General features: G+C 56.8%; 11 protein-coding genes and 2 pseudogenes. 7 read left to right on the top strand and 6 right to left on the bottom strand.

Translation table 11 applies throughout. The features are described 5' to 3' along the window. Positions 1 to 63: 63 nt before the first annotated feature. Positions 64 to 465 carry a thioesterase family protein gene (locus tag G6M89_RS15560; protein WP_165162807.1) on the bottom strand — a complete coding sequence of 134 codons (402 nt, stop codon included), beginning with the start codon at positions 463 to 465 and terminating at the stop codon, positions 64 to 66. 277 nt (positions 466 to 742) lie between these two features. Here G6M89_RS15560 and G6M89_RS15555 point away from each other — a divergent pair, with 277 nt between their 5' ends. Both G6M89_RS15555 and G6M89_RS15550 read left to right on the top strand, forming a co-directional pair. Next, positions 743 to 3,847 carry an FAD-binding and (Fe-S)-binding domain-containing protein gene (locus G6M89_RS15555; protein WP_165162806.1) on the top strand — a complete coding sequence of 1,035 codons (3,105 nt, stop codon included), beginning with the start codon at positions 743 to 745 and terminating at the stop codon, positions 3,845 to 3,847. An 873-nt stretch (positions 3,848 to 4,720) separates the two neighbouring features. Further along, a complete protein-coding gene (locus tag G6M89_RS15550) occupies positions 4,721 to 5,686 on the top strand; it encodes a transcription initiation factor IIB family protein (protein ID WP_165162805.1) in 966 nt (321 codons plus the stop codon). A gap of 21 nt (positions 5,687 to 5,707) precedes the next feature. On the opposite strand, the gene G6M89_RS15545 is transcribed toward G6M89_RS15550, so the two are convergent. The 4 genes from G6M89_RS15545 to G6M89_RS15530 form a co-directional block, all read right to left on the bottom strand. Beyond that, positions 5,708 to 6,112 (bottom strand): TRAM domain-containing protein, encoded by a 405-nt coding sequence (locus G6M89_RS15545; RefSeq protein WP_165163184.1) that lies wholly within the window; start codon positions 6,110 to 6,112, stop codon positions 5,708 to 5,710. A 67-nt stretch (positions 6,113 to 6,179) separates the two neighbouring features. After that, the gene (locus G6M89_RS15540; RefSeq protein ID WP_165162804.1) at positions 6,180 to 6,320 is read right to left on the bottom strand and encodes a hypothetical protein; all 141 of its coding nucleotides are present in this window, start codon (positions 6,318 to 6,320) and stop codon (positions 6,180 to 6,182) included. Between the two features lie 110 nt (positions 6,321 to 6,430). Beyond that, complete coding sequence (locus G6M89_RS15535; protein WP_165162803.1) at positions 6,431 to 6,898, bottom strand: YdhR family protein; 468 nt, start codon at positions 6,896 to 6,898, stop codon at positions 6,431 to 6,433. A 267-nt stretch (positions 6,899 to 7,165) separates the two neighbouring features. Further along, positions 7,166 to 8,029 carry a DUF4397 domain-containing protein gene (locus G6M89_RS15530; protein WP_165162802.1) on the bottom strand — a complete coding sequence of 288 codons (864 nt, stop codon included), beginning with the start codon at positions 8,027 to 8,029 and terminating at the stop codon, positions 7,166 to 7,168. 562 nt (positions 8,030 to 8,591) lie between these two features. Between G6M89_RS15530 and G6M89_RS15525 the strand changes: the two genes are divergently transcribed. Beyond that, positions 8,592 to 9,722, top strand: coding sequence for a DUF1214 domain-containing protein (locus G6M89_RS15525; RefSeq protein WP_241175374.1), 1,131 nt, complete (start codon positions 8,592 to 8,594; stop codon positions 9,720 to 9,722). A gap of 224 nt (positions 9,723 to 9,946) precedes the next feature. Here G6M89_RS15525 and G6M89_RS15520 read toward each other — a convergent pair. Continuing rightward, positions 9,947 to 12,305 (bottom strand): annotated as a pseudogene (locus tag G6M89_RS15520) (PAS domain-containing protein). A gap of 148 nt (positions 12,306 to 12,453) precedes the next feature. Between G6M89_RS15520 and G6M89_RS15515 the strand changes: the two are divergent. The 4 genes and pseudogenes from G6M89_RS15515 (at position 12,454) to G6M89_RS15505 (ending at position 15,886) form a co-directional block, all read left to right on the top strand. After that, complete coding sequence (locus tag G6M89_RS15515) at positions 12,454 to 13,821, top strand: FAD-dependent oxidoreductase (protein WP_165162801.1); 1,368 nt, start codon at positions 12,454 to 12,456, stop codon at positions 13,819 to 13,821. 274 nt (positions 13,822 to 14,095) lie between these two features. After that, positions 14,096 to 14,584, top strand: a pseudogene (locus G6M89_RS22875) (hypothetical protein); the annotation flags it as partial. Positions 14,585 to 15,261: 677 nt separating this feature from the next. Next, on the top strand, positions 15,262 to 15,498 hold the full coding sequence (locus G6M89_RS15510; RefSeq protein ID WP_165162800.1) for a hypothetical protein: 237 nt from the start codon (positions 15,262 to 15,264) through the stop codon (positions 15,496 to 15,498). A 97-nt stretch (positions 15,499 to 15,595) separates the two neighbouring features. Further along, a complete protein-coding gene (locus G6M89_RS15505) occupies positions 15,596 to 15,886 on the top strand; it encodes a PadR family transcriptional regulator (RefSeq protein WP_165162799.1) in 291 nt (96 codons plus the stop codon). Positions 15,887 to 15,902 lie beyond the last annotated feature (16 nt).

Genomic DNA, 15,902 nt, shown 5'->3' with positions numbered 1-15,902 from the left:
CAGAACGAGCCAGGAGCGGTTGCAAAGACAATTAGAAGGGCTGAGACGGCGGGAGAACGGGTCTTATTCCGAGGTCGATTTCAGCGCAGCGCGTAACTCGTCCGGAACTGGGACACTCTGATCGCCGCCGACTGGAACGCAGACCCGGTGCTCCGTGCCGGTAAACACGACGGCCCCATCGTGGGTCCCAGTATAGACGAACTGAACGCTCGAGGTGCCGACATCGGTCGTCAGTTCGATCTGAACTTGATCTCCACCGCTCACTTGCTGTTTGAAATCGAAGTCCATCGAGACGAGCGGGAGCCCGATTTCGTGTTGTTCGGTCATCTCCCAGAACGACCAGCCGATCTCCTCCATGAACATATCGGAGGTCTCGTGAATTGCGTCTATCATCCGGGGGTAGTGGGCGATGCTGAACGGGTCTGTATCCGAGAACCGAACTGTCCACGTTCGCGTGTAACTCATATGGAGGATCATCTCCGCCGAACTGAAATAAGGCTACCCCCGAACACGTACCTGAACTTATGTTCTCCACCAGCAGTGGTGTCTCATAGGACACTACCATGGTTTGGGTTCAACGAATGAGTAGGGGGACCGAAACCACTAACTCGATTGTCCGGAGAGATAGAGTACCCATGCGAATGCGGACCACGCCAGCAGCGGTGCTTGTGCGAGTTAATTCTGACCTCGTGCGGTGTCGAACACGAATCGAACACGGGCTCCCAGTTGGAGCGAGGGCGATATGACGGCGAATTCGAATTCGTTCAACCGAGGAGACTCGAGCCCCGACGCCGACACTCGAGCGAACTACGACTACGCTTCGGGCGAGGTTGCCCAACCCGGACTGGTTGCCGATCTCGAGGACCTGATCGCGGGCGACGTCCGTTTCGACAGCTATACCCGCCAATTGTACGCGACCGACGCGAGCGCGTACGGGATGACGCCCATCGGTGTCGTCTTCCCGACGTCGACTGAAGACGTCGCTGCCGTCGTCGAGTACTGTGCAGACCGCGAGATTCCAGTGCTGCCTCGCGGTGGCGGCACCAGCCTTGCGGGACAGGCAGTCAACGAGGCGGTTGTCCTCGATTTCACCAGATATATGGATGACATCGTCTCTGTCGAACCGGACGAACAACGGGCGCGGGTCCAGCCAGGCGTTATCCTCGACGAACTCAACGACACGCTCTCACCCCACGAACTGAAGTTCGCACCCGACCCGGCCGCGGGCAACCGAAGCGTCATCGGTGGTGCCATCGGAAACAACTCGACGGGTGCCCATTCACTCGTCTATGGCAAGACCGACGCTTACGTCGAGGAGTGCGAGGTCGTTCTGGCCGACGGCACCGTCGCGACACTCGGCGAAATCGACCTCGAGGAACTCCGAACTCGTGCAGATCCCGAGGGCACCATCCTCGAGTGCGTCTTCGCCGAGGTCGTCCGGATTATCGACGAGGACGCCGACGAGGTCCGCGAACGGTTCCCTGATCTGAAGCGCAACGTTTCGGGGTACAACCTCGACGTGCTTGTCGAGGAAGCCGAACGGGGTGTCGTCAATCTTGCCCGTTTGCTGGCTGGCAGCGAGGGCACCCTCGCCATTATCACCGAAGCCGAAATTTCCCTCGAGCCAGTTCCCGAGACGAAGGCAGTGTCGCTGCTATTCTACGAGAGCGTCCTCGAGGCCGTTACCGACGTCCAGCACGTCCTCGAACACGAGCCCGCAGCGGTCGAGCTGATCGATGACGTCCTCCTGGGGCTGGCACGGAACACAGCTGGATTCGAGGATGTTGCAGCACTGGTTCCCGACGGAGTCTCTGCAGCGTTGCTGGTCGAGTTCTACGCCACGGATGACGATCACGGACGTGAGCAGACGGCCGGACTCCTCATGGATCGGGTTCCTGACCCTGACCTCGCTTCCGGGGTGATGCCTCCAGACGACCGCCCAACGGCCGATGATCAGTACGCCGTTGCCGGCCTCGAGGCACACGACGAACCCGACCGGGAGCAGTTCTGGACGTTGCGCAAGGCCGGGCTGCCGATCTTGCTCTCACGGACGAGCGACGAGAAACATATCAGCTTTATCGAGGACTGTGCGGTCCCGCCTGAACACCTTCCGGAGTTCGTCGAGCGGTTCCAGTCGCTGTTGGCCGACCGGGACCGCGACGTCGACGCGGCGTTCTACGCGCATGCCGGACCCGGTGTGCTTCACGTGCGGCCACTCGTGAATACGAAAGCCGACGCCGACCGCGAGGACATGGTCGCTATCGCTGACGAGGTGACCGATATGGTCGTCTCTTTCGGCGGCAGCGTCTCCGGCGAACACGGCGACGGTCGCGCTCGAACACAGTGGAACCGGAAACTCTACGGCGATGATCTCTGGGAGACGTTCCGGAGTCTGAAGTCAGCGTTCGACCCTGACTGGCTGCTCAATCCGGGCAACGTCTGTGGCAACCACAATATGACGGCGAACCTGCGATACGATGAGGAGTACAGCTATGACCCATCCGTTGACCCATCACTGAATTGGTCCAACGAAAACGGGATGCAGGGCATGGTCGAACTCTGTCACGGCTGTGGTAGCTGTCGGGGCTCTCAGGAGACGACCGGCGGTGTCATGTGTCCGACCTACAGAGCTGCTGACGAGGAGCTTACCAGCACCCGCGGCCGAGCCAACATGCTCCGCCAGGCCATGAGCGGTGACTTGCCCGACGATCCCACCGACGACGAATTTGCCGAAGAGGTGCTCGACCTCTGTATCGGCTGCAAGGGCTGCAAACACGACTGTCCGAGTGAGGTCGACCTTGCCAAGCTCAAGACCGAGGTCATGCACTCCCGCCATCAGGAACACGGCTCGAGTCTCCGTGATCGACTTTTTGCGAACTTCGACACGCTCGCGGGAATCGCCAGTACACTCGCCCCCGTCTCGAACGTTGTCACGTCGCTCCCGGGGTCGCGAACCATCGCCGAGAAGACCGTCGGTATCGCCCGAGAGCGTTCGCTTCCAACGTTTCACCGGGAGACTGTCCAGCACTGGTTCGACGCCCGCGGTGGGTCACGCGTCCCCGAATCCGTGGCCGACCGGAACGCCGTCTTCGTCGTTGACACGCACACGAACTACAGCCACCCAGACGTCGGGAAAGCGACGATCAGGGTGCTCGAGGCTGCCGGTGTTCATGTCGACGTCATGGAGCGAACCGACAGCGGTCGACCAGCGCTCTCGAAGGGGTTCATCGACAAGGCTCGCGAGACGATGCAAACAAACGTCGCAGAACTCGCTCCTCGAGTCCACGACGGGTGGGACGTTGTCCTCGCTGAGCCATCAGATGCGGTCATGTTCCAGTCCGACGCGTTGGATTTGCTGTCGGGCGACCGCGTCGAGACGGTTGCAAAGAACAGCTACGGCGTCTGTGAGTATCTCGATACGTTCCGTCTTGACGAGAACATCGACTGGAACGCCCCCAGCGAGTCGCTGGCCTACCACGGCCACTGCCATCAGAAGGCTCACGCGAAGGATCATCACGCCGTCGGCGTGTTACGACGGGCTGGCTACGCCGTCGACCCGCTCGATTCGACCTGTTGTGGCATGGCTGGGACGTTCGGCTACGAGGCCGAACACTACTCGATGAGTCAGTCAATCGCCGACCTTCTGCTCGAGCAGATTGCAGATAGTGACGCGTCGGTCGTTACTGCACCTGGGGCATCGTGTCGAACCCAACTGGGTGAGAGAGCGCTCAATCCGGTTCCTGCGGAGAGTGCGCTCGTTGGCAGTCCGCTTGATCGGGACGAGCCACCGACCCCTATTGAGTTGCTGGCTATTGCAATCGAAAACCCAAATTCGATAGCTCATTGAGCAATCGATAATTATGATAATTACAGTTATATAGAAATAACTATTTGAAGAAATCATCCGGCGAGAGATACTACAGTAACCGTTAGCACGTTTCACCCATCGAGTGGTCGTGGATACGGTGGATCATTTCGACGAAATTTCGACCGAGGAAGTACAAGAGACCCGAAAATATGGGTGAACGAGCTGATTTAACGGCTCTTAGAAAACATGTCCAAAGATAATCTCACGAGACTGAGCTAGCCAAGTGGGACGACGTTTAGCTACAGACAATCTATAGTTTGGTCAAGCGACTCGACACTGCTGAGTCGCTTTAGTAGGTTCTCATATATGGTCGGCTATCATAGATATATTAGAAAACATCAGATATGTGTGGTATAGAATCAAAGTCAGCCAACGAATATCCAGCAGAAGCTGGAAGAGAGATTGGTATGACTTGTTTGTCTCGTTTGATGATGGTTCTCACCGCCCCTACGTCATCGCACTTGTGGCGCTTACAGAGTTAGACGGGGGATATCGATGTGAGGGTTATCGAACGATTATACTTTACGACGCCGCTGCTGTGTACGACCCCCTCTCGGTCGACATTTCGCTGGACTCCGTCGAGGGAGCTGCGATCGATCGAGTCATACAGGACCTTGGTCGGGGACGACGACGTGACTGCTTCTGGATATTGACAGATTGATTAATGGGGAACGGTTTCACTGTCAACGTTCATCCAACTCGCACCTCAACAATTGTGGGAACATACACCGATCACCCACTACCTTCTTCACGTTCCGGGCCGCTCACGGCTGTTTCGCTGCCGGGCGTTTGCATGTTCTCGTCTCATACGGCACCCAGTGTTTAACCGTATAGAACGATTTATTCCGGGTAATGGAACGCCTGACCCGCCAGAAAGAGCGTGAGGACGAAACTGAGGATGAAACCACTGGACAGGAAGGCGTTCGATCCTGTCCTGAATGTGATTCAACGACGCTCACCAGAAGTTCGGATGAAAGCGAAATTAGCTGTGAGGACTGTGGTCTGATTTTGGAAGAGGAGGCGATTGACCGAGGGCCAGAATGGCGAGCGTTCAACGCAGCCGAGCGTGACAGCAAATCACGTGTTGGTGCGCCGACGACCCAGACAATGCACGATAAGGGGCTGACGACGACAATCGACTGGAAAGACCAGGACGCCTACGGTCGATCACTTTCCTCGGAAAAGCGCACGCAAATGAATCGACTGCGGAAATGGCAAGAGCGGATCCGAACAAAGGATGCCGGCGAACGAAACCTCCAGTTTGCGCTCTCTGAGACAGATCGAATGGCTTCTGCCCTAGGTGTGCCCCGCTCTGTCCGAGAGGTTGCAAGCGTCCTCTATCGACGTGCACTCGATGAGGACCTCATCCGAGGCCGCTCAATCGAAGGTGTGGCTACCAGTACGTTATACGCTGCCTGTCGGATGGAAGGGATCCCACGATCCCTGGACGAAATTGCGGCTGTCTCACGAGTAGACCGGATGGAGATTGGCCGCACATATCGGTACATCTCACAGGAACTAAGCCTCGAGATGGAGCCTGTCGATCCGAAGAAATACGTCCCTCGATTCTGTTCTGAACTCGAACTTCCCGAAGAGGTCCAAGCGAAAGCCAACGAAATCATCGATACGACAGCCGAGAAAGGGTTACTGTCAGGCAAATCACCGACTGGATATGCCGCAGCGGCCATCTATGCCGCTTCGCTCCTTTGCAACAGCAAAAAGACCCAGCGTGAAGTCGCGGATGTTGCGCAAGTAACTGAGGTCACGATCCGAAATCGCTATCAAGAGCAAATCGCTGCAATGGGAATTCACAGCTAACGCTGCTGAGTGAGAATCAGTTCACAGATAATAGTCCTCGCGTTCGATAACCTCGGCGAAGGCAACTGTTTCTGTGACATCCGTGAGTTCGATGGTCACTCGTTCTCCCTTCTCCGTATCGGGGACAATGATCACATAGCCTCGCTCGACACGAGCAACGCCATCACCTTGCTCTCCGAGACCTTCAATGTCTACAGTTCGAGTTTCGCCTTCCGAAACAGGTGGCTCTAGAGTGTCTTCCTCTGGTCTCTGTGTACTGTCCTCGTCAGGAGTGGTTTCCGTTTCAAACAGTCCAACGCGATATACTCCGTCCTCTTGAATATTTCCGGTTGTAATCTCAGACTTAGGAATTTCAATAACGTACGAATCGCGTTGTTCTGTCACGCTAGCACTGAATAGACATCGTAGGGTGTCGGGAATCTGCATTACTATCGTTCCTTTCAAAACACTGTGTAGATACCCTCTTGAGACCATCGGTGACAGAATTTCTTGATTATTGTTCGTCGGTCGTTGGTACGAGATCAGTATTGCGGAACGTGATAGCGAGTACCTCGCCAGATGAAACACGACACAAGCGATAGGAATCTGCGTCGAGGTGGACCGGCGTCCCGCGGCCGTCAGAAGCTTCTTTCACGATCTATCTCGGCGGGAATCCCGACAACCCGAACATCCTCTACACCCGGAGGAGTGGCTCTATATCATCCGGCTCTAGCAATCGCGCGAGGAAATTCTCGACGGGAGCTATCAGTTTCCCGAGGCCGAACCACTCGAGTGACGCGGGTTCGGAGAACGAGTAGCGAGGTACTCGTCGAGCGACATCTCTTCAGCGATTTCGTACGAGAGCGAATTCGGCGACGAAAGCACGGCCATAAGTTTCTGAAGTGCTTGGGCGTAGCGTCTCGCATCGTTCAACGTCTCCCACTGATAGATCCCGAGGTAGTCGCCAGTATCGTGGTCGAATAGCCACAGCTTCGTCCGAAATCCGGGTAACCCGGCGAAGAAGGGCGTCGTGAGGAAAGAGAGCGGTTCGAACACTCGCGTTGCATAGGGAACACTCGGAGCCGGCATGAACCGGAGTTGAAACTGGAACGCGAGGACGGCTTCCGATACTGACGATTCGTCGGCTGGTCGTTCGACGGTTGTTTCGCGGTAGATGGTAAACGACTGGCCGTCAGCAGTCCTTACAACGTCACCGACTCGGTCGTTCGGCATCCGGAGTCGTCCATTGGAGACGTACCGTATCACGTGTAGCACCGATCGAAGCGGGTTCAATGATTGTCTCATTTCACTATTGTACGTCCTATTTCCTGAAAAAGGAGGTTGGAACTACCGGCTCGAGAATGATTTGTAGTATTTCGTGAACGGTCACGAATAACAGCGGTTATCCGCATCACTTGCTCAACCGTTCGTCTGTACCTGCGTGAAAACGTTCACTCCCCCATAGCAGCAAGAATGTTCCACGGCGGGCAGGCGGCAGCATCACGTAGCCTTCTTCTCTGTCTCGTCTTTCTCTGGTTCGTCTTCTTTCAGTTCCTCTTCAGGCTCTTTCTCCGGCTCGTCTTCGTTGAGCTTCGCTTCGTCCGACTCAACGTTCTCGTCGTCCGGGAGGGAATCCTCCGTGAGAAGGATCTCGAACGGCTCATCGGCGGGTGCTTCCTCCGGCTCGAGGTAGCCAATCGCGAACGCGGAGTAGACGGTTCCACCGGCGAGGGACACGTCGACTTCGAAGACGCTGGTCTCTCGGTCGCCTGCCGGATAGATGGCGAGCGGATACTCTCCTTCGGGGACTTCGACGTAGCCGGACTCGCCGAACGCGACGTTCTCGAACAGCGTGTCCCCGTTTTCACCGGCAACCACGTCCACCGCAGGCGCGTCGGGTGAAGCGTGAAGGACGCGAACGCGAGCGGTACCCGGATCGACCGGGCTGTTATCATCGTCGAGAAACAGTGCCTCGAGGGGCTGGTTTTCGGCGGCCACTTCACCGACTACCGCGAGAGTGGAATCCGCGTCGTCGATCTCGTCGGTCTCTTCGAGCACTGCTTCGGACGGGTCTTCACCGGTGGGCACGACCTGGACCGAGTACGTACCGGGTTCGAGGTCGCGGTAGTCGGTGACCGTTCCGTACGAGATGTCCTCGCGAACCCGCTCTCCGTCGACGTAGATGTCGATGGTAGGTGCATCGGGTGAGAGGTGTGCACTTCGCGTCCGGAAGCCGGTATCGGTTGGCTGGTCGGTTGGTTCGTGGTCACTCGAGGCGGCCGTAGTACCTCCGACGCCACTGACCACCACGAGGCCGCCGCCGATCTGAATAATTCGTCGTCGACTCAGGGGAGATTCAGTCATGCAATTGTCACCAACGGCGATATCGGTAATAGTGCAACCACTTGCAGGCGCTGGCCGAGACAGTTCTGAGCCTCGATATCGAACGCGTTGGGCCGCTGATCGAATCTCCCGATATGGGAGAATCAGGATACGTTCACGCCCTGGCGTCCACCGTCGAGTACGGCGACCTCGAGCTGCCAAGCACGCCACACCCGTCGAGACGGAACGTGGCCTCGTTCTGATCGACGTTGGCCCCAAGGGGATCACCGATGTCCTCGAAGTCTACGTCTCGGATCTAAGCTATGGACCCGAGGACAGCCGGCTGGTGACCCTATTCACCACGTCGGCGGGCCCGAAGTGGTCCGTGCACACGCCGATCTGAGCGTCACTGGCCATCCAGAAGAGACTGCGTTTTCAACGGTGAACGTGAGCCGGGAACGGCGATCCACTCTCGTCTTATAACACTGTGATCATGTCATGAAACTCTTCTCGAGTCTCGCTACTGTATTATATGGAATGGAGGAGTGCGAACGTGTGAGTCGGTTCCAACCGCTGCGGTGGGCCACTCGGAGCGGCATGAGCCATGAGCAACGAAACACACCATACGACGCCAGAATCGAACGCCGAATTGTTGCGGGCAACGCGCCGAACCGCGCTTCGCGGGGCAGGTCTCGCCGGACTGCTCGCGCTGGGTGGTAGCAGTGTCACTGCCAGCCAAAATCCCTCGGAGGAGAACAGTCAGGGGGCTGAAAACGAGACGTCAGCAGCTGACGAGACAGTCCCAGTGACGTGGGAGAACTTTCCACGGTCAGAGATACATCTAATAATGGAGAACCTTGTCGAACAGGGCGGGTTCGGCGAGCTTCATCATTTCCGAACGGTAGTTGACCCTGACGTGCGGTTCTTGGCCTTACCCAACCGTGACACGTTCTATTCGAGTGGAGTCTTCGACCTGACCGAGCCGGTCACCATTACCAAACCGGACGTCGGTGACCGCCATCAGTCGATGGTCGTCCTCGACGAGGACGCGTATGTGAAAGAGACGCACCACGATCCCGGCGAGTACACGTTGACTCAGGACGAGATCGGGACGCGGTACACGTGGGTCATGATCCGCACGTTCGTCGACCCGACCGATCCGGACGACGTAGAGACCGTCCATGGATTACAGGACGAACTCTCAGTGAGCCAGGACTCGGCCGGCACGTTCGAAGTCCCCAACTGGGATCGCCAGGAACATGACGAACTCTTCGGCGCGCTCGTTACCGTCATGAAAACGATGGAGGACTTCAGCGACGCGATTGGCGACGCCGACGAGGTCGACCCCGTGAAGTACTTGCTCGCCAGTGTGACACCGAGCGGCGTTCCGGAGCCAGACACGATCTATATGCCAGCGGTCCCCGACCAGAACGACGGTGACACGCCATACACATTCACCGTCGACGACGTCCCCGTCGACGGATTCTGGTCGGTCACCGTCTACAACAGCGAGGGGTTTCTCGAGGAAAACGAGTACGACGCGTACTCGTTCAACAACGTGACTGCAGAGCCGGACGACGACGGCAGTATCACGATCCACTTCGGCGGTGACCCCGATCAACCGAACTACCTCTACACCCCAGAGGACTGGTTTTACCTGGTCCGGCTCTATGGGCCCCGCGAGGAGATTCTCGACGGGAGCTATCAGTTCCCCGAAGCCGAGCCGCTCGAGTGACGCGAGCGCCGACATCGATGTTCTGGCATCTGAATCGGCGTGGCTCGATCCTCGCTCATCTTTCGCATCCTACTGACGGTAGTGCTGGACTCATCCTCTGGATTCAGCACGCGGTTTCTGACAGAATCTGAGTAGAACGTTCAGTCTCTGCTGAGTACAGGGCGCGAATGTTGCACGAGAGTTGGCTTGATTTGCGAAAGTGGTGATCGCTCCGTACAGAAAAGTCACGTCTTGTTCCCGCCTGCGACAGGAAGCGTAAACGAGAACGTGGAGCCCTCGTCTGGCCCTGACTCGAGCCAGATCTCACCGCCGTGACGTTCGACGATTCGCTGGCAGAGTGCGAGGCCGATACCCGACCCCGAGTGTTCTTCGTGTGTATGCAGTCGCTGGAACACCTCGAAGATTCTCTCCTGTTTATCTGGATCAATCCCGATACCGTTGTCCTGTACTGAAATGATCCATTGGTCGTCATCACGCCTGGCAGAAATATCGACCTGCGGCGGGTCGTCCCCGCTGTACTCGATCGCATTACTCAGCAGGTTTTGGAAGACTTGGCGCAACTGGCTGTCGTCGCCATCGACACGCGGGAGATCGTCAGTTGTGATATCGGCGTTACTCTCCTCGATTTGCAGCCGCAGATCTTGATGAAGGTCATCAAGGACATCATTGAGATCGACCGGTTCGAACGGATCGCCGTGCGTCTCGACTCGGGAGTATTCGAGCAGTCCGTCGATCATCTCGCGCATCCGCTCGGCGCCGTCAACGACGAACTCGAGGAACTCTTCACCGTCTTCGTCGAGTGCATCCCCATACCGATTCTCGATCAATTGGAGGTAACTCGTCACCATCCGCAGCGGCTCTTGCAGGTCGTGGGAGGCGGCGTAGGCGAACTGTTCGAGGCGTTCGTTCGATTCCTCGAGTTTGCGCTGGTACTCCCGTCGTTCGGTGACGTCTTGCACGACGATCATCCCCGCGTAGACCTCGTCGTCAGCGTTTCTGACGGGCAAGGTGTAGACGAACAGGTTTCGATCGAGATACTCGACCTCGAACGAGTTCGCCTCGCCCTCCAGCGCGGCCTCGAAGTACGGTTCGTTCTCCTCGACGAGATCGTCCGGGTAGATGTCGTAGACGCTGTTTCCAATATGATCCTCCGGAGAGACACTGACCACGTCCAGCAACTCTCCGCCGACGGCCGTGTACCGCAGGTCATCGTCGAACAGGCCGACTGCACCGTTCGGGAAGTTTTCGGCGAGCGTCCGATAACGCCGTTCGGACGCCTCGAGCGCACGTTCGTGTTCTTTGCGTTCGGTGATGTCGAGTGCTATCGTCATTCCTCCGTGGATCTGACCATCCTGATCTTCGAGGGGGACGACATGGAGAATCCAGTCGCGCTCCTCGGACTCGCCCTCTACGGACTGCTTTTCGCCTTCGAGTGCGGCCTGATACAGGGGTTCAATCGTTTCGGCCACGTCGTCGGCCCAGACCTTCGACGTTGTCGGGCGAATGTGGGAGGTAGTCGAATGCCTGCCCCTCGGCAAGCGTGTACCGAAGCTCCTCGTCGAACTGGGTGACGACCCCGTTCGGGAAGTTTTCGGCGAGCGTCCGGTAGCGACGTTCGCTCTCCTCGAGCGCGCGTTGTTGTTCCCGTTGGTCAGTGATGTCTTCGGTACTGAACACGACGCTCTCGATCTCTCCGCAATCGTCGTAGACCGGTGCCCCATTGATAGAGATCCAGACGCGCTCCCCTCCCGGTCTTGATACGCCATGGACCTGGTCGAACAGCGGTTCTTCGGACTTCATGATCCGCGGGAAGGGCTTCTCGTCGCGCGAGAGCGGGTCGCCGTCAGCGTCGACTTCCCTCCAGTCGGAATCGTCGAAGCTGAGGGAGTCGATCTGGGCTTTGCTCCGACCGTATATTTCCTCAGCACGGTCGTTGGCGAACTGCATCTCGCCATCGTTGCCGACGATCGTGATACCGATCGGACTCGTTTCGACGATCGTTTCGTAGCGGGCCAGTTCCCGTTCGCGTTGCTTCCGGTCGGTGATGTCGCGGGAGAATACCGACAGGCCTGATTTTGAGGGATAGATGGCATTGTGGAACCACTCGTCCCACGGCGGATAGTAGTCTTCGAAGGTTACGGGCTCTTTCGTTTCGAGAGCTTCGTACAGCGCGTTCTCGAACGTCTCCGTGAGATTCACGGTGTGAATGTCCGAACCAATTGCATCCTCATCCAGTCCAAAAAGCTCTGCTGCGGTGTCGTTCAGATAGCGAAAGCGGAGTTCATCGTCAAGGGCGTAGAAACTGTCCGAGATTCGATCGAAGACCTCACCGAGGTCGCTATCTTGCGCACCTCGTGTAGTCGCTCTTTCGTCCGCAACTGGCCGCCACCAGACGCGCCCGTTTCCACCGACTTTCTTGGTTTCGAGTTGATCGTGGTTGACGAGGCGCTCCAGTCGCTCGTAGGCGCTCCGCCGACCAAGGTCGAACTGTTCGGCGACCTCGGTCGTCGTCCGAGGCGCCCCGCCTTCCTCGAAGATTGCGAGTGTATTTCGGAGAGTGTCCGTCAGCGGTGTCGAACTCATTACACCCTAGATGTACCCCGTCCGGATAAGCCCTCCACTGTTGGAGGTTGCCGTCCAGTCAACGAATGTTTCATTCACTGCCTCGAGTCGACCAAGTCCAGAAATTGCAACCCTAAACGCTATTTTCGGACGGATACACGAGCCGCATATGACTGCTTCTCGAGCAACCAAACACTATGATGTCGGCATCGTCGGTGCGGGGCTTGCTGGGCTGACAGCGGCGAGAGAATTGACCGACATGGGACTCGAGGTGGTCGTCCTCGAGGCAAGAGAGCGTGTCGGTGGCCGAACAGCTGCGGGCTCACTGTCGACCGGCGACGAAATCGACCGTGGCGCAGAGTGGATCGGCGCCGAGCACGAACGTGTTCTCGGGCTGGTCGAAGAGTTCAATCTCGAGTTGTGCGAGCAGTACGATTCAGGTACCGATAGAATCGGTGCTATCGGGGAGTTGTTCGATCACGAGAATCGGTTCCAGGCGCTGCCACCAGAATCAGCCGCGGAACTGCGAGAAGCGCTCGAGCAGATTGAGACACTCCGACGGGACGTCCCTCACCAGGGACCCGATTCCGACAAGTGGGACGCAACGACCCTCGAATCGTGGAAACGAGAGACAATGGAGACCGAGGCCGCACGGGAGGCGTTCGACGCGTTCGTTCGGGCCGAGTACACCGTTGAACCGAGCCAGATCTCACTGTTGTACCTCCTCGACACCGTCGACGCAGCCGGCGGATTCGGAATGAACGCCGATTCTGTCAGTGCCGCCGAAGAGTACCGCCTCGTTGGAAGCACCCAGCAGCTCGCCCGAGGACTGGCTGATGACCTCGTCGAGGCGATTCGACTGTCCGAACCAGTCCGCCGGATTGATCGACGAGGTGGTGATGTAACGATTAGTTCTGACGACGGGAGGTATGCCGTCTCGGATGCGATCATCGCTATTCCGCCGCCGCTGATCGGACGCATTGACCACGAACCACCGCTCCCCGCCCGTCGGCAAGGGCTGATCCAGCGAATGCCAATGGGCTCAATTATCAAATGTTTTGCTGCGTACGAGGAGCCATTCTGGCGCGATGATGGCTACTCGGGATCGGTGCTTTCAGCCGACGGTGTAGTGACGGAGATTGCAGACGGGACCCATTCCAAGACGGATCGGGGTCTCCTCGTCGGGTTCATCGCCGGAGCCAACGCCCTCGAGTGGGGCGATAGACCCACGGCCGAGCGCCGTGAACGGGTACTCGAGGACTTCAGTCGCTACTTCGGGCCTCGAGCGAACGAACCAGTGACGTACACCGACGAGGTTTGGTCAAAGACACAGTGGTCGACAGGCGGCTATAATGCAGCGATGACACCGGGGACGCTTACAACCTGCGGCGACGTGCTCCGTGAACCGGTCGGTCGCGTACACTGGGCTGGTTCAGAGACCGCACTCGAGTGGCGGGGTTTCATGGAAGGAGCGATCAGTTCAGGCGACCGGGTTACGAACGAAGTCATCACCGACCGTGAGGAGCGAGGAAGCTGATTGCTCGGATCGGACAGCCTGTAGAATCTGTTTCGATGTGCTATATCGAAGATAGCTGCCATCCTGGAACTGTGAGAGTTAACCCACAACGCTGTATGTTATCGCCAGTTGTTGGTTAAGATCGAGAACGGTCCAAATCAGGAAACCATCTCGGAAACGACGGTCAAAATACGGAACACAGGCATAGAGCGTCGAAATATCGCTTTATCAGCATTCCTTGAAACATGGAAGCCACACGCTTCGGCTTATTGGAAGAGTGGATGTCTAGTCGAGTATGTCTAGAAACGACACGTCGATGTCGAACCAGTTTGTGACCGATCGACAGACTCGAGGTGCCGATCACAATCGCGACCTCGTCAAGCGAGCGGACCCGGCGACTGATGATCTCCTACTGCCCTCTCTCGAGGGTGGCATGACGCTCCTGGACGTCGACGGCGACCGAGGGGTTCCGGTCTTACAGTCGCTTGTCCTCGATCATCTCCTCCTCTACAATGGGCCTGCCTTTTGGGTTGATGGAAATGGCCACGCTACAACAACTGCACTTGCTCGGATTGCACCCAGCCAGCGGTTACTCGACCGAATTACTGTCGCTCGAGGTTTCACTACCTACCAACACTACGGGGTGGTCTGTGATCTCCTAAAGGCGGTGAATCAGTCAATTCAACAGTCAACAACCGAGTCCTGTTCATCACGTCGGCGGAACTCAAATCGTGACGGATCATCCTTCCATACTCCCTCTCATCTCGTGGTTCCAGCAATCGACTTAAGACAGTCTCGAGCCGTTCGCTCTGACACATCCACCTTTTCGGCTACATCGGCAGGGTACACGGCTCCCTCTTTCCGTATTGCCCGATTGAGAGCGATGCTTCAGATCTGATCCCTTGTCGTTCCTTGCGCCATGAGGAAGATATCTTCACCCCTGCCAGCGGCGTGGCAATGTATTTTTCGGCTTTGTCCCCTTGGGGACACTACAGAGACGGGACGGTCGAACTGGACCCTTGACCTCACCTCCGGTCACTCGTCAGCAATGATGATTTCGTCAGTGTCTTCGGCGTCCTCGTCATCCTCGAGGGCCAGGATTGCGTCTCTGACTTCTTCGGCAGTAGCTTCTTTCATTCTCGGATCGTTATTCAATATGCTCTCGTCACAACATCAATAACATCGCTACCACATTCTGAGTCAGAAAATACGATTCTACTATTATAGACTAGATCGTTGTCTGGCGCTCTCATTTCTTGTTGATCAATTGGAAATGGGTGTGTGTGTGATGGGTTTTGACTCTATGTGTCCCGTCTCGAGGCCATAGGCGACTTTCGGCCTGCCATGAGTGCTGAATTTGGGGAGTAGAATTAAGCAGGAGTACACCGAATCGGCTAGTACTAGGTGTCCAGACAGATGTCCTTGGCTACCGATCCTCGTCCACCACTTTCAAAGTGGGTTATGGGGGTATATGATGTCCTCACCGACGCGATTGCTCAGCAGGGACATGATGACAAGAATAGCCAGGTCCCAGGACTCGAGCGCGACGATACTATTTCGCTGTTACGAACCACCAACGAGATCGACCTCGAGCAGGGAGATGCTGAGTACGCAGTGACACGGCTGATTGAGCGTGGTTACCTCTACGAAGTGAACGAGAAACTGCGCATCACGACCGTTGGTGAAGACGAGATCTGAGTTCCAGACACTATCTTAATCAAAGAGTCTAAAGCCTAACTACTGGTCAGTATCATTTTTCACCAATTACTTAGTCTTCGATAGATAAAGTCTCAGTATGTACGATCTCACAGGCTTCCAGCGCGACCTCTTGTACACTGTTGCCGGTCAGGATGAACCACACGGGCTCGCAATCAAAGACGAACTCGAGGACTACTATGAAAAGGAGATTCACCACGGTCGGTTGTACCCGAACCTCGATACAATCGTTGACAAAGGCCTCGTCGAGAAAGGCCAGGAAGACCGTCGAACGAACTTCTACACACTAACTAAACGTGGTCAACGTGAGATCGAAGCCCGCCGTGAGTGGGAAGATCAATACGTCGACGAACTCCTCGAGAGCGAATAACGCGCTTTTCGGATTC

It is taken from the genome of Natronolimnobius sp. AArcel1, from assembly GCF_011043775.1.
Lineage (GTDB): Archaea > Halobacteriota > Halobacteria > Halobacteriales > Natrialbaceae > Natronolimnobius.
The sequence above is the reverse complement of the archived record's forward strand: the minus strand, read 5'-3'. Positions and strand labels throughout refer to the sequence as shown.

Bases quoted from the DNA above. Each gene is read 5' to 3' on its own strand.
- G6M89_RS15560 (WP_165162807.1), bottom strand. From the start codon at position 465: ATGAGTTACACGCGAACGTGGACAGTTCGGTTCTCGGATACAGACCCG.
- G6M89_RS15555 (WP_165162806.1), top strand. From the start codon at position 743: ATGACGGCGAATTCGAATTCGTTCAACCGAGGAGACTCGAGCCCCGAC.
- G6M89_RS15550 (WP_165162805.1), top strand. From the start codon at position 4,721: ATGGAACGCCTGACCCGCCAGAAAGAGCGTGAGGACGAAACTGAGGAT.
- G6M89_RS15545 (WP_165163184.1), bottom strand. From the start codon at position 6,112: ATGCAGATTCCCGACACCCTACGATGTCTATTCAGTGCTAGCGTGACA.
- G6M89_RS15535 (WP_165162803.1), bottom strand. From the start codon at position 6,898: ATGCCGAACGACCGAGTCGGTGACGTTGTAAGGACTGCTGACGGCCAG.
- G6M89_RS15530 (WP_165162802.1), bottom strand. From the start codon at position 8,029: ATGACTGAATCTCCCCTGAGTCGACGACGAATTATTCAGATCGGCGGC.
- G6M89_RS15525 (WP_241175374.1), top strand. From the start codon at position 8,592: ATGAGCAACGAAACACACCATACGACGCCAGAATCGAACGCCGAATTG.
- G6M89_RS15515 (WP_165162801.1), top strand. From the start codon at position 12,454: ATGACTGCTTCTCGAGCAACCAAACACTATGATGTCGGCATCGTCGGT.
- G6M89_RS15510 (WP_165162800.1), top strand. From the start codon at position 15,262: ATGGGGGTATATGATGTCCTCACCGACGCGATTGCTCAGCAGGGACAT.
- G6M89_RS15505 (WP_165162799.1), top strand. From the start codon at position 15,596: ATGTACGATCTCACAGGCTTCCAGCGCGACCTCTTGTACACTGTTGCC.